Annotated in this window: 14 protein-coding genes; 9 read left to right on the top strand and 5 right to left on the bottom strand. The window is 69.2% G+C overall.

Annotated elements, in window-relative coordinates:
• Positions 1-53 precede the first annotated feature (53 nt).
• The 7 genes from IAG42_RS35560 (at position 54) to IAG42_RS35530 (ending at position 6132) form a co-directional block, all read left to right on the top strand.
• On the top strand, positions 54-692 hold the full coding sequence (locus IAG42_RS35560; RefSeq protein ID WP_188341050.1) for a TetR/AcrR family transcriptional regulator: 639 nt from the start codon (positions 54-56) through the stop codon (positions 690-692).
• Positions 693-1361: 669 nt separating this feature from the next.
• Positions 1362-2306 carry a lipase family protein gene (locus IAG42_RS35555; protein WP_223206332.1) on the top strand — a complete coding sequence of 315 codons (945 nt, stop codon included), beginning with the start codon at positions 1362-1364 and terminating at the stop codon, positions 2304-2306.
• A 212-nt stretch (positions 2307-2518) separates the two neighbouring features.
• A complete protein-coding gene (locus tag IAG42_RS35550; RefSeq protein ID WP_188341049.1) occupies positions 2519-3121 on the top strand; it encodes an ATP-binding protein in 603 nt (200 codons plus the stop codon).
• A gap of 499 nt (positions 3122-3620) precedes the next feature.
• Positions 3621-4220: an RNA polymerase sigma factor gene (locus tag IAG42_RS35545; protein WP_188341048.1), complete on the top strand. Its 600-nt coding sequence runs from the start codon at positions 3621-3623 to the stop codon at positions 4218-4220.
• Positions 4217-4594, top strand: a complete 378-nt coding sequence (locus tag IAG42_RS35540; protein ID WP_188341047.1) for a hypothetical protein — start codon at positions 4217-4219, stop codon at positions 4592-4594. The genes IAG42_RS35545 and IAG42_RS35540 overlap by 4 nt, the downstream gene beginning before the upstream one ends.
• 204 nt (positions 4595-4798) lie before the next feature.
• Complete coding sequence (locus IAG42_RS35535; protein WP_188341046.1) at positions 4799-5404, top strand: hypothetical protein; 606 nt, start codon at positions 4799-4801, stop codon at positions 5402-5404.
• Positions 5405-5553: 149 nt separating this feature from the next.
• Positions 5554-6132 carry a chymotrypsin family serine protease gene (locus IAG42_RS35530; RefSeq protein WP_188341045.1) on the top strand — a complete coding sequence of 193 codons (579 nt, stop codon included), beginning with the start codon at positions 5554-5556 and terminating at the stop codon, positions 6130-6132.
• Positions 6133-6169: 37 nt separating this feature from the next.
• Here IAG42_RS35530 and IAG42_RS35525 read toward each other — a convergent pair whose 3' ends face one another.
• From IAG42_RS35525 to IAG42_RS35515, 3 genes are all read right to left on the bottom strand, one after another.
• On the bottom strand, positions 6170-7654 hold the full coding sequence (locus tag IAG42_RS35525) for a serine/threonine-protein kinase (RefSeq protein WP_188341044.1): 1485 nt from the start codon (positions 7652-7654) through the stop codon (positions 6170-6172).
• A gap of 221 nt (positions 7655-7875) precedes the next feature.
• Positions 7876-8556, bottom strand: a complete 681-nt coding sequence (locus IAG42_RS35520; RefSeq protein ID WP_188341043.1) for a hypothetical protein — start codon at positions 8554-8556, stop codon at positions 7876-7878.
• Positions 8553-9218: a hypothetical protein gene (locus IAG42_RS35515; RefSeq protein ID WP_223206331.1), complete on the bottom strand. Its 666-nt coding sequence runs from the start codon at positions 9216-9218 to the stop codon at positions 8553-8555. The genes IAG42_RS35520 and IAG42_RS35515 overlap by 4 nt, the downstream gene beginning before the upstream one ends.
• Positions 9219-9621: 403 nt before the next feature.
• Between IAG42_RS35515 and IAG42_RS35510 the strand changes: the two genes are divergently transcribed.
• Together IAG42_RS35510 and IAG42_RS35505 are read left to right on the top strand one after the other, a co-directional pair.
• The gene (locus tag IAG42_RS35510; RefSeq protein ID WP_188341042.1) at positions 9622-10641 is read left to right on the top strand and encodes a hypothetical protein; all 1020 of its coding nucleotides are present in this window, start codon (positions 9622-9624) and stop codon (positions 10639-10641) included.
• A gap of 14 nt (positions 10642-10655) precedes the next feature.
• The gene (locus tag IAG42_RS35505) at positions 10656-11741 is read left to right on the top strand and encodes a hypothetical protein (RefSeq protein WP_188341041.1); all 1086 of its coding nucleotides are present in this window, start codon (positions 10656-10658) and stop codon (positions 11739-11741) included.
• Between the two features lie 299 nt (positions 11742-12040).
• On the opposite strand, the gene trxB is transcribed toward IAG42_RS35505, so the two are convergent.
• Both trxB and IAG42_RS35495 read right to left on the bottom strand, forming a co-directional pair.
• Positions 12041-13027, bottom strand: a complete 987-nt coding sequence (gene trxB, locus IAG42_RS35500) for a thioredoxin-disulfide reductase (protein ID WP_188341040.1) — start codon at positions 13025-13027, stop codon at positions 12041-12043.
• 5 nt (positions 13028-13032) lie between these two features.
• Complete coding sequence (locus IAG42_RS35495; RefSeq protein ID WP_188341039.1) at positions 13033-13446, bottom strand: arsenate reductase ArsC; 414 nt, start codon at positions 13444-13446, stop codon at positions 13033-13035.
• Positions 13447-13460: the final 14 nt, after the last annotated feature.

The following is a 13460-nucleotide window of genomic DNA, read 5'->3' as shown; positions in this document are numbered from 1 at the left end:
CCACGAATCTAGAGTTGAACTCTAGTGACTGACTCTAGAGGTATACTCGCACCATGGATGGAGTCAAGCGGCCGGACAAGAGAGCCGAGCGCTCACGCCGCACCCGCGAGAAGATCGTCGAGGCGGCTCGCGAGCTGTTCGTCGCACAGGGTTACGGCGCGACGAGCCTTCAGGAGGTTGCGGACCGGGCAGGCGTGGCCGTTCAGACGGTGTACTTCGTCTTCCGCAACAAGCGCACGCTGTTCAAGGACGTCGTCGACACGTCCATCGCCGGGGACACCGAGCCGGTCGCCACGATGGATCGCGAGTGGTTTCGCGCCGCGTGCGCCGAGCACACCGCGGCCGGGCAGTTGCGCGCGCATGTCCACGGCACCCGCGACATCCTGGGGAGGGTCGCGCCGATCCTGCCGCTCATCGCCGCCGCCGCGGCCACCGACCCGGAGATCGCCGCGCAATGGCCGGACGGCCCCGACCCGCGCCACACCGTCCAGTACGCGGCGGCCGAAGCCCTCGTCGCCAAGCCCGACATCCGTCCCGGCCTCTCCGTCGAGACCGCGGCGGACCTGTTGTTCGGCCTGCTCAGCCCGGAGCTCTACCTGATCTTCGTCCGCGATCGCGGCTGGCACCCGGACGCCTGGGAAGAGTGGGCCCGCACCACCTTGACCTCCCAACTCTGCGCCGCCCCCGACTGAACCGGCCGGAGGTCACGATCACACCTCCTCTCCGGTCGGCAATCCCGGTGACCCACCCACTCCATCCGCCTTCTGCGGGCCGGTTCAGCGGCAGCGGCGACCCCTCCCGTGCCGCACCCAGGTCTGGCACCAGTGAGTGCGCGCAGCCGACTGCCGGAACCGTTGTTAGAACTCTGGTCAACTGCTGTACCTGTTGGTAACTTTCGGCGCTGTTACCGGCAGGTACACCCGCGATCCACGAGTCGAATCCGAGGTCCCCCATGCGCCGCACCGCGATCGGGTCACTGGCCACCGCAGTCGCAACCGTTCTGGCCGTCACCGCCCTTCCCGCAACCACCGCCGCGGCGGCCCCCTCGGCCTCGTCCGCCTCGTCGGGACTCACCGCGTCGGACGACTCCTTCTACACCTACGACGGCAGCAAGCCTCTGGCCTCGTACGCACCGGGCGACGTGCTCAAGACGCGGACGCTGCAGTACCACGTGCTCGGCATCCCCACCCCCGTCAAGGCGACGCAGTTGCTGTACCGCACTCAGGACGCGCAGGGCCGCCCGTCCGCCGGCGTCACGTCCATCGTGCGCAGTCCGAGCGGCGACGGGAGCAAGGCGGTCTCGTACCAGTCGTTCTACGACTCCCTCAACCCCGCCGACTCACCGTCGCGCGCCATCGCCGGTGACGTCTCCCTCGGGGGGCCTCATCCCCAACGGCGAATCGCTCCTGCTGGTGCCGCTGCTGCTGGCGGGCTACAACGTCGTCATCCCCGACAGCCAGGGCCAGACCGCGGACTTCGCCGCCGGCCCCGAGTACGGCACGAACACCCTGGACTCGATCCGGGCCGCCAGCCGGGCCCCGGGAACCGGACTCGACTCCCGCACCCGGGTCGGCCTGGCCGGCTACTCCGGCGGAGCCATCGCCACCCACTGGGCAGCCGCGCTCGCCCCGAGCTACGCACCCGACGTCAACCGGAGGCTGGTCGGCTACGCGGAGGGCGGGCTACTGGTCGACCCGGCCCACAACCTCAGGTACATCGGCGGCAGTTCCGTCTGGGCCGGCGTCGCCCCCATGGCCGTCATCGGGGCCGCCCGCGCGTACGACATCGACTTCACGCCCTACCTCAACAGCTACGGACGCGAGGTCTTCAACAAGCTCGAGCACGCCTCGATCGTCAACGCCCTGGGCCAGTACCCGGGTCTGACGTGGAAGAAGATGGTGAAGCCTCAGTACGCCGACCCGAACTCCGTGCCCGCGTTCGTCGAGGCCGTGAACAAGCTCAACCTCGGCTCGGCCGCGACCCCGACGATCCCCGGATACATCGCACAGGGCAACGGCGGCGTCTTCGAGGGGACCCTCAGCAATCTGCCGGGCATCGGCCGGGGCGACGGCGTGATGGTCGCCGGGGACGTGCGCTCGCTCGCACGGCAGTACTGCGACAAGGGCAGCGCGGCCGTCAAGTACCGGCAGTACGACCTGCTCAGCCACGTCGGCGCCGCCGTGCCGTGGGCGCCGACCGCACTGACCTGGCTCAACGACAGGTTCGCCGGCAAGACGGCTCCCTCGGACTGCGGCCGGATCCCTGCGGGCAACTCGCTCGCGCCGGAGGTGCCGACCGGCTCCTGATCCCGGGCTGCCGCGCGCAGGGCGGGCTCGGACATCGCCTCCGTGTTGCCGGTGCATGGCGCCGCCCGACGCCCGCCCACTCTTCAATTCAGGCACATGCCAAGGATGTGACATGTCATTGGCTCTGTTCACGTCCAGCAGCAGAGTTTGTCCACCGGTTTGGACTCTCGTCCACTTGTTGTGATTAATGAAGTGGTGACGCGGGAGGGTGAGTGGAGCGCTGCACAGCCGATCAGCTCCGGGTGATGTCGTTCGAGGAGCACGTGCGGGCTCGTCCGGCCATGTACTTCCGTGTCGAGCGGGACAGCGCGGAGCTGCCGACGGAGGTACTTCAGCGGGTGGTGTGGGACGCGATGCACCACCGTGACGGCACGCAGGGGCAGATCAGCGTCGAGATCACATCCGACCTCAGCTTCACGGTGGAGGACGAGCGATCGCACAGCGCCGACGAGCGGGGAAAGCCCCTGCCCGGGTTCTACGGATCGCTGCTCGACAAGGACCGGTGGGCTCCTGCAGCCGCCGCCGCGCTCAGCGTCCGCACGGTCATCGAGGTCTGGCTGGACGGCCAGAAATACCGTCAGGAGTTGGCCGGGGCGGTTGCCGCCAGTCCCTGGGAGGAGTGCCCCGGGCCCAGGCGGCACGGAACGAGGACCACGTTCCACCTCGACCCCTCGTACATCGGTCCGGGCGAGGCCATCGCCTGGGCACTGCGGCCAGAGGAACTACAGGAAGAGGGATGCGAGGCACACCCCTCACCTGCGAGGTTCCCGATTCACGATCTGCGCCCAGGAGCCAACGGCTCAGCGGGCGAGTAGGACCCGCTTCCGTAGCAGGCCGAAGCCGGCGCGACCGAACATCTGCCGCTTGAGCATCGCGGCCCGTAAGAACATCAGCGCCTGATCCTGGCCCGGTTGCCGTCCCACCGATGCCGGCCGCGTCGCGGGTGGCCGCCGTTCCCCGCGCGACGGCACTCGACGGCCGTGCACCCCAACTCTGCGCAAGAAGCCTCAAAGCCGCGATCCGAGCCACCAAGGACGTTCGCTGTGTACAGGCCGGCATCTGCACGGACAGCACGCCGAGCCGTCTCGAGGATCTCCTGCGACCGGGGTGAATCCTTTTCGGGCTCCCCCGCCTCTTATCCGTGTACCGGCCGCGTGGGCCGACGGACATCAGGAGGAAACCATGGTCATCGGCATCGTAGTGATCGGCGCACTGCTCGTGTCCGCGTGCAGCGTGCACCTCATGAGGCGCTGGAAGAAGAGCCGTGGCTGACCAGTACCTTCACGCACAGTGCCCTCCGTAGGAGTAGGAGACATGACACGACGCTCACCCTGGCCGGACGATCGGCTGATCAGGGCCGCTCAGGACGGCGACGTCACTTCGCTCACCGCTGTCGTCATCGAATCGCAGCCTCATGTGCGGAAGTTCGCCAGATCGCTGTGCGCCTCACCGCAGGACGCCGAGGACGCGGCGCAGGAGGCGTTGATCATTCTGTACCGGAAGATCGGCACGCTCCGGGCCACCGGCGCGCTCGCCTCCTGGATGTTCCGCATCGTGCGCAACGAATGCCTCCGCCACGTACGGCTCCTCGTCCCACGCAGTGACCCGGCAGACGCCGAACCGGAGACGAGCACCGAGCAGTCCGCCGAAGACGCAGTACTGCGCAGGATGGAAGCCGAACGGATCGCGGCTGCGGTGAGTGCGCTTCCTCGTGACCAGCGGCAGGTCCTCATCATGCGGGACCTCCAGGGCCTGCCCGGCAACGCCGTCGCCCGGTCACTCGGTCTGAGCAACGCCGCGATGAAGTCACGGCTGCACCGAGCCCGTGCAGCACTGCGTCACGCACTCGCACTGACCGACCCATCAGCTGACCAAGCCACCGATCAAGCAGCCGGAGGAGAGGCTCGAACATGAACACGGTCACATCCGCGAAGCGCACGAACAGCCCGGCCGCCGTAGAACCCACAGCACCTCAGCCGAACTTCGCCAGCAAATCCGTCCCGCGCCATCTGGCACGCGGCGCCATCGGCTTCGGGCTGATCGCCGGCTCGATCGCCCTGGTGCCCGCCTTCGGCCCCGTCACCCTGCTGGCAGCCCCGTTGGCCCTGATCGCCTTCCGCGGCTGCCCCACCTGCTGGGCAGTCGGCCTGACACAAACCATCTCCCGCGGTCGTCTGGAACGCACCTGTGTGGACGGCGTCTGCACCCTCACCAAGGCGGACCCCAAGAGGACTACACGCACGCCGACATCCGGCACCGCCACCAGGCTCCCGGACACACCGCGGTAACCACCCGCCCGACGGCGAACGTCGACAGGAACCCCAGCACATCACCGAGGCCGATGAGCGCGGTCTCAAGCCCCTGGGCACCGACCACATCTCCCCCTCCGCACCTGGCGACAACTTGCGCACTTCTCAGTGCCTTCTTCCGCCGTGTGTGCCGGAGAACGAGCATGTGGGCGCAGAAACGATCACCCTTCTGAGAGGACATCTATGGCCACCGCTGCCGAAGCCCCCTACCCCACCACCGTCGTCCGCGTCCCGCACCAGAGATCTCTACTGCTGCGCAGAAGACCCCTGTTGGCCGCCTCTCTCACGCTTCTCACTCTTGGTATCGGCCTCAGCCCCGCCTCGGCGCAGGCGGACAAGGCCGCGGCATCGATCGTGTCCCCGGCCGGGCCGGACGGAGTGGAGGTCTTCAACGAGGACACGCCTTCCGGTGACGCTCCCTCCGCCAAGGCAGTCCAGGCCCTCTACGCGGCCGAGCAGCGGGCCGAAGCGAAGCCCGCGGAGTTTGCGCCCCCGTACCTCGACCGGGCCAACGAGACCGTGGTCGCACCCGTCGTCACGTCCTCCGGCGCCGCCGCCACCGCGGGCAAGGACGTGCCGCGCGCGGCGAACAGCAAGGCGCTCCTGTCAGGCATTCAGGACGAGGCCATCGGCCTGACGAACGCCCAGATACCGGGTGCGGACGCCATCTACGCGTCGCGCATCCAGGCCGACCACAACCGGGTGGTGGTCCAGGTCCGGAGCGTGACACCCAACTGCGCGCAGGACTCGCCCGCCGGTACGGCAGTGACAGGATCGCCATCCAACTGACCCCGGGCGCGCGCCCGCTCCAGCCCGCCTACGGCGGGCGGCAGAACGACACGAGCCCCTTCCTCGGCGGAGCCTCGTTCGACGCGTCCGAATCATCCGCCATCTGCAGCACCGCGTTCGCGTGGCGCATCCCCGGCGGCTATCACGGCATGCTCACCGCCGGCCATTGCATGCCGAACGGTGGCGGCGCGTGGTCCAGCGGCAATCAGTTCATGGGCTACTCGATCAGCAACAACTGGAACGACGGCGTCGGTACGGTGCGCTACCCGAACGACCCGTACGACCGCGGTGACCTGTCGCTGATCCAGGTTCCGGCGGGCCAGGCGGCGAGCGTCGCCCGCGTGTACGTCTACGGAGTGAACTCCAGCGACTGGCGCAACGTGACAGCGCGCTGGAACCGCAAGTCGTACTACGGCGACAAGTTCTGCACCAGCGGCGCGAGGACCGGCGAGCAGTGCAACTGGACTGTGCAGAACGCGAGCATGTCCCTCAGGTACGACTCCGGTGAAATCATCCGCAATGTGACGGAGGGATACCGGAGAACCGGGATCTGCACCGATCACGGGGACTCCGGCGGCGCCGTCTACACGGTGGACGGGGCCGGCCAGGTCTGGGCCAAGGGCGTCTACAGCGGCGGCACCCTCGGCGGGTCCGACGACTGCTACGTCTACTTCACCGAGATCACGGACGCCGTGAACGCGCTGCCCGGCGACATCGCCACGCTCTGACCGGAGACAGGACGACCGTGAGGATCTGAAGGAACGGTTAGGGGTGATGGTTCTGCGGCCCGGCGGAGACTGCGGCCCGGCGGGCGGCTGCGTGGAGCCAGGGACCGATGGATCCATCGTTGGTGAGGTCGGCGCGGTAGGCCAGCGCCGCGGCCAGGTAGCGGTGCTCCCTATAGCTGTACCGCCATCGGAAGCTGCGATGGACCTTGTCAGGGTCGGGACAGGGCTGGAGACCGCCCCCGTCGCGGGGCTCCCAGACAGTGAGGCGCCAGGCCGGGCCCCCGTCGCCTCCCAGGTATCCGTGCGCGCCCGCAGCCGTCGCCGCATCGGGGAACGCGAATACCTGGACGGAGATGTAGACGGGGTTCTCGGGCGTGGCGTGGGGGCCGGGCTGCTCCGCGTAGACGGCTGCGATGACTTCGGTGCAGTCGCGGTGCACGAGTTCTCCGGCCCAGTCGTCGGGGCCCGTTTCCTGGGCTGGGCGCGTCTCCTCGCCGATCCGCGCGAACTCGATGTCCAAGTCGTTGGTGAAGCGCTTCGGCAGCAGGGCGTCCGCGGTGAACGGCGTCTCGTCGGTGGAGGCGCGGTTCCAGGAGTCGGGGGCGGGCCGGCTGGGCGCGTGTGGCGTGACGTCCATCGGGCGGGTGCGCGAGGGCGGGGGCATCGCCGCGGTGGGAGCTTCTGCTGCCGCGGACGATTCCAGGAGTGCCTGGAGCCGCTGTTGGACCTGCTGTGCCGTCTGGGGGCGCCGGTCGGGATCACGCTGCAGGAGTTCAGCGACGAGGGCGGTCACCTCGGGCGGCAGGCCGGCGCGATGCGCATCGAGGGACGGGGCGTCCTCGTCGAGCTTGCGCCGCACGACCGCGAGGCTGTTGTGCCCGGTGAAGGGCGGCCGGCCGGTGAGCATCGCGAAGAGCATCCCGCCGAGTGCGTACAGGTCGGAGCGTTCGTCGCCGCGTTCCGTGAGGAACTGCTCGGGTGCGCCGAACTCCGGTGTTCCGGCCGGGGTCAGTTGGGAGGAGCGCGCCACGGTGAACGCTGCCTGGACGAACCCGGCGATCCCGAAGTCGATGACCTTCACCAGCCCGTCGCCGGTGAGGATGACGTTGTGGGGCTTGATGTCGTAGTGGATGACCTGGGCGTGGTGGGCGGCCTCCAGGGCAGCGCAGACGCCGCTGGCGATGGCCACGGCTCGCGTGAGGGGGAAGGAGCTCTCCGCCTGGAGACGTGCTGTGAGCGTCTGGCCGTCGACCTTCTCCATGACCAGGAACAACACGTTGTCGTGGATGCCCCGGTCGTAGAGGCCGGCGACGTTGGGGTGGACGATCTGCGCGGCGGCGACCGCTTCGCGCTCGAACCGCCGGGGCAGGTCAGCGTGGGCGATCCCGTCGAGATCCAGCAGCTTGAGTGCGACCTCACGGTGGAGCACGCGATCCCGGGCGGCCCACACCTCGCCCATCGCGCCCCGGCCCAGACGGCCGTTCAGCTCGTAACGGTCCGCGATCAGCTTGCCCCGCTCCATGCCCCTCCCCCGCTTGCCCCTGACATGGCGGTGGCCAGGATACGAGACGCCTCCACACCTGCGAGGACGAACTCCAGGAGACATGCAGGACGGTGACGTTTCGTGCAGGCTGCGGCGCAGTGTCCGTGACATCTCTCCGCCACGAGGAGCGCCGGGCAACGATCACCAGCGCGGCGGGCAACGATCTGAGGAGCGGGCGCGACCCAGCTGATCAGCCACACTCAAGCCCCTTTGCCGCGTCCAACCGGCTGGTCCGCAGGCCAGTGTGGGTTCGGCATGCCGTCATCGCTCATGTGCGCCCGCTCCCAGATCCCTTTCCACTTGAACGGTGTCTCCGGGACGAATGGGTGCCGCTGTCCGCATGGACAGGGCGTCAGCACCCACGCGCATCCCCTGCACAGCTCAACCCAGCCGTGCCCGGTCGAGTTGGCCACCAGCGGTCCCTCGTCCCCGCAGGCGGGGCAGCCGGGGAGGTCGGCGCCGTCCAGAATCGCGTTCTGTCGCCGGACGTACTCAGGCAGCCTCAGCGACGGATGACGCAACGGGTCTTCGTACCAGGCCCGGTTCGGGTCCTCCCACCACCTCCGCAGCCACCACGGGCGCGGATTCACCACAGCCCGCCGCCCCGCCCGCTTCTCCGCCCGGCGTTGCGCGGCGTACTCCTCCGCTCGGGCGAGCCACAGCACCCGCGCCTCATGCAGTTCCTCGACCGCCCGCACCAGCGCGTCCGGGTCCGCCTCCAGCCGCGGAGGGATCGCGGCGCTGAGCGTGAGGTGGTGGTACGTCGCCCGGAAGCCGTACGGAGCAAAGAGGGTGATGCAAGTCCGCAGCGCGCTGTGCCGCCGGCGGATGGGGAGACGGGCGTCGTGCACGTGCGCTCGGTGGGTCAGGAAGCTGGTCATGGTGCGGGCGCCAGGTCCAGTGCCCGTGCCAGGGCGGCGGTGACGGTGGCGGCGTGTGCCGGCAGGTGTTGTTCAGCCCAGATTCCGGCAAGGCCGAGGAAGTTCTGCAGATCCTGCCGGGCACCCGCGACGAGCCTGCGTGTCTCGTCCACCGGCAGCTCGATCACCGGGCTGCCGTCCGGCCCGTAAACGTCGAACGACAGGCGGACCATGTCGCCGACACGTTCGGCCACCGACGACGGATCGTGGCCGAAGGAGGAGAAACCGGTGCCGTCGAGCACCTCCAGCCAGTCCCGCCACGTCTCCAGACCGTTGCAGCAGCCCGGCTCGACGAAGACGGTGTCAGTGGCATTCTCAGTCACCCGGAACCCTCCGGCGGCGAACAGATCAGGCAGGGTGAGCAGCCCGTGCAGGAACGCGCCGAGCGGGTCCGTCGGACACGGCCCGTGCTCCTCGTCCGGCTCGAAGTCGTTGCAGTGGGCGATCTGCATAACCGCCGTGCCGACCTCCGCTGGAGTGAGCTCCCCGTTCAGCACGAGGTAGCCAGATGCCTCGTGCTCGCCGACCGGCCAGAGCGCGAAGTCGTCGGCGGCGGACATCTCCAGAACGGGGTGCATCACCATCACACGGGGATGATGCCGGACCCACTGCTGCACTGCCATGGACTTTCAGCCGGCAGCAGGCTCGGAGCGTTGGATGTGCGCGTTCGCCACGCCACGCAAGGTGCCCATCGCCACCCGCTGGTCCAACAGACCGTTCTTCCGGCCGCCAACCACCGAGCTCTCGCCTCGACGAGCCGGGCTGCCGTTCGCTCCGCACCCGCCCGCTCCCTCATGCCGGAACGAGACCCGACGAGGGCAGCACCACAGTCAGGACGACAGCGGCGCTGAACACACCCCCCTGTCCTGCAGAGTCCGGTGACGATCATCCGCAGGGAGGCTCCCGAACCACTGGCACTGAAGACCAACTCGCCCCTCTTCAGGAGGCGGACCGGAACAGGGGTGGCGTGAGCAGCCCCTCCGGCGTGTGTCACGATCTCCCCCAACCTGTGGGGGGTGTTGCTGAATGGCGCAGAACATTGCGCTGCGGCCGGTGGTGGATCCGGCCCTCGAGGACACGGAGCGCGCGCTGCTGGAGAAGTCCGCCGACGGACTCTTCCCGGCCACGCTGCCGCTGCCCGCGGAGCCGGGGCTGGGCGGCCGTACCAAGGCGGACATCTGGACGGCCCTGGGGGTCTCCGCGGTGTGCGCGCTACTGCCGGTGACGATCCTGTGGGCGCTGATCGGCGTGTGGCCCGGCCTGGCCGTCGGGCTCGCGGCGCAGGCGGGGCTGATCTGGGTCGGGGTCCAGTTCGGGTTCGAGGCGTTCATCCTGACCGTCGTGGGTGTTCACCTGCTGGCCTGGCTGCTGATCGTCGTCCTCGGCTGCGGGACCGACGAGCGGCAGCGGGTGGCCCGACTGCGCCACGGCCACTACTACTTGGCCGAGGACTTCGGCGACGACTCCCTGCGCGAACTGCTGGGCCACTCGCCGCTGCGCCGGATGGAGCGCGCCCAGGCCGCCGTGACAGCGGTACTCGAGTCGCAGGTCGACCGGGAGGGGCTGCTGGACGACATCGCCAACGACGTGACGCTGCCGGCCCAACAGTACGAGATCGCCCAGCGCTTGGCCGAGCTGACCCGGCTGGCGCGGAAGGTGCGCACCGCTGCCGGGGACGCCTCCGGCTCGCGGGTGGAGCAGGTGCTGCGGACTCAGCGGCAGGCGCTGCGGCTGTCGTCGAGCGCGCTGGAGGAGCGGGTGGAGGCGCTGGAGCGGTATGCCGAGAACACCCGCGCGGCGGACGCGGCGTACCGCGAGTGGGAGGCCGTTCGAGAGCTGGAGCAACTCGGTGAGGACATGCACGAGTTGGTGGTGAATACGGTGCGGGACGAGCTGGCCGTCGCCGAGATCGAGGGGCTCGCCGACCGGTCCCGGCTCCATGACCTGCACCGGGTGCTGGACGAGGCGCGGGAGGCGGGGTTGCTGGCCACACGGTTCGCCGACGAGCCGGCCGGTGGCCGGTCCGGCGACAGCGGCCGGGCGTGAGGGGGCAGGACGACATGACGCAGACATCCCAGCCGAGACGCGAGTTCCACTCCGGCCGCGGCAAGAAGACCTTTGACCGGATCCCGGGCGGGTTCTACGTGGTCGCCGTCCTGGTGATCCTCTTCGAGGTGGTCATGCTCGGCGGAATGGGCCTGGTCCTGGCCATCGGCGACCCGAGCGACGACGGGGCATCCCCGGACAAGGAATCCCGGCGGGTCGAGGTCACCTACATCGCGACGGGCGACCACCCCTCGGTGAACCTCACCGTCGGGGAGGCGAACGGCAGCCACAATTCCTACGGGCACGTCATCCTGCCGTACCGCAAGACCGTCGAGCTGGCTGCGGGAGCCGACTTCTATCTGGACGTCACCAGCCGCGAGGACCAGGAAGGGGGCACTCTCACGTGCACCGTGCTGGTCGGCGGCAAGGTGGTCCAACAGGCGCACAGCACACCGGACTCCTCGTCCGCCACCTGCGCGGGCAGCACCGCGGACGCCCCGCAGCGCGGCATCCCAGTGCCCACTCTCACCCCCGGCGCCTCCCCGCTGCCCGAGGAGCGGCGGCTCACCGGGACCGTCAAGGTGCCCGACTACCCGGGCGAGGGCTCGCCGGTCATCGGCACCGTCACCGACTCCTCCCTGGAGTACGCGGAGCTGGGCGGCACGTGGGACCGGAGCAAGTCGCAGGATCCGGTCTTCGACGGCTTCACCCGCAAGCAGGAGGGGCGCCAGCGCACACTCGTGAAGTCCACGCAGGTCGACGAGGACATCATGGCGGCGGCCGGCGGCACCGGGGAACTGCGGGGCGTGGCGGGCGCGGTGATGGACGAGCGGCGTCGCTACGAGTACCCCCGCGACCAGGCGGTCCTGGTCGACGTCGCCTCGCAGCCGCTGAAGGTCGACGGACATGACGCCTGGCTGCTGGTCAGCGAGATCCACTTCCACAAACGCGGGGTGCCGTCCACGATGGACCTGAACGCGGTCCTCGTGGTCGACACCGGGCGGGTCCGCCCCTCGGTGCTGTGGGTCGTACTGCCGGAGACGAACAAGAAGCTCTGGCCGGACCTCAACACTCTGGTCGCTTCCGTGAAGGTCCGCTGACCTGTACCCATCCGGGACGGGCCCGGGTGCGCGCGACGTGTCCCGGGCCCGTCCCTTGCGGCATGCCTGGCGGGGAACGCCACGGGCTTCCGTCTGTGCCACCAGCTGGGCGTGCAGTTCGGCTCGGGGAGACACCGGGTGGCGAATGCGCCACCGACTGGGAGCGCACCCGGTTCGGCGCCGGCGTCGTCCGGACCGGAACACTGGCCCGGTCCCGCCGAGCAGAGTCCGGCTGGGGAGGTGCGGTCCGGTCTCACGACGTCCCGATGAGACCGGACCAAACTCCCTCAGCGCGCCGTTCAGGCGGGGACGGCGACGGTCTCCGACGTGACCGGCGCGGCGGTCCGCGAGGCGAGGTAGCGCTCGGCGTCCAGGGCCGCGGCCGCGCCGGTGCCGGCGGCGGTGATGGCCTGGCGGTAGGTGTGGTCGACGACGTCGCCGGCACCGAAGACGCCGGGAAGGTTCGTACGGGTGGAGGGCGAGTCCACCTTGAGGTAGCCCTCGGCGTCGAGGTCGAGCTGCCCGGTGAACAGCTCGGTGCGGGGATCGTGGCCGATCGCGATGAACAGCCCCGTCACGTCCAACTCGCGGGTCTCATCGGTGAACACGTCCCGCAGGACAACGCCGGAGAGCATACCGTCCTTCTCCTTGATCTCGGCGATCTCGCTGTCGAAGGCGAAGGAGATCTTGTCGTCCGAGAACGCCCGGTTCTGCATGACCTTGGAGGCGCGCAGGGTGGAGCGGCGGTGGACGACGGTGACCGAGCGGGCGAACCGGGTGAGGAAGGTGGCCTCTTCCATGGCGGTGTCGCCGCCTCCGACGACCACGATGTCGCGGTCGCGGAAGAAGAATCCGTCGCAGGTCGCGCACCAGGACACGCCCCGGCCGGAGAGGGCGTCCTCGTTGGGCAGGCCGAGCTTTCGGTAGCCGGAGCCGGTCGAGATGATCACCGTCCTCGCACGGTGCACGGTGCCGGTGGAATCGGTGAGCTGCTTGATGTCGCCGGTCAGGTCGACGGAGACGATGTCGTCGTCGATCATCTCGGCGCCGAAGCGTTCGGCCTGGGCCCGCATGTTGTCCATGAGGACCGGTCCGTCGACGCCGTCGGGGAAGCCGGGGAAGTTCTCCACTTCGGTGGTGGTCGTGAGTGACCCGCCGACGAAGATGCTGCTCCCGAACAGCAGTGGCTTCAGCTGTGCGCGGGCCGTGTACAGCGCGGCGGTGTATCCGGCCGGTCCGGATCCGATGACGATGACGTCGCGGACGTCGTCGGTGCTGCCCCCCATGGTGCTTACGCCTCCTGCTGTGCGTCGATCTCGGCGATGAGCGCCTCGATGCGGGTCCTGATCTGGTCGCGGATGGGGCGGACGGCGTCGACGCCCTTGCCGGCCGGGTCCTCCAGGGCCCAGTCGAGGTACTTCTTGCCGGGGAAGATGGGGCATGCGTCGCCGCAGCCCATGGTGATGACGTAATCCGATGCCTGGACGGCCTCGGTGGTGAGGATCTTCGGGGTGGCGGCGGAGATGTCGACGCCGACTTCCTTCATGGCTTCGACGGCCGCCGGGTTGACCTGGTCGCCAGGGACCGAGCCCGCCGAGCGGACCTCGATGCGGTCGCCGGCGAGGTGGTCGAGGAATCCGGCGGCCATCTGGGAGCGGCCGGCGTTGTGGACGCAGACGAACAGGACGGACGGCTTGTCGGCCATGGTGATCGTTCTCT

Origin of the sequence: Streptomyces xanthii, assembly GCF_014621695.1 — a bacterium.
GTDB lineage: Bacteria > Actinomycetota > Actinomycetes > Streptomycetales > Streptomycetaceae > Streptomyces > Streptomyces xanthii.
This window is presented reverse-complemented; position numbering and strand designations above follow the sequence as displayed.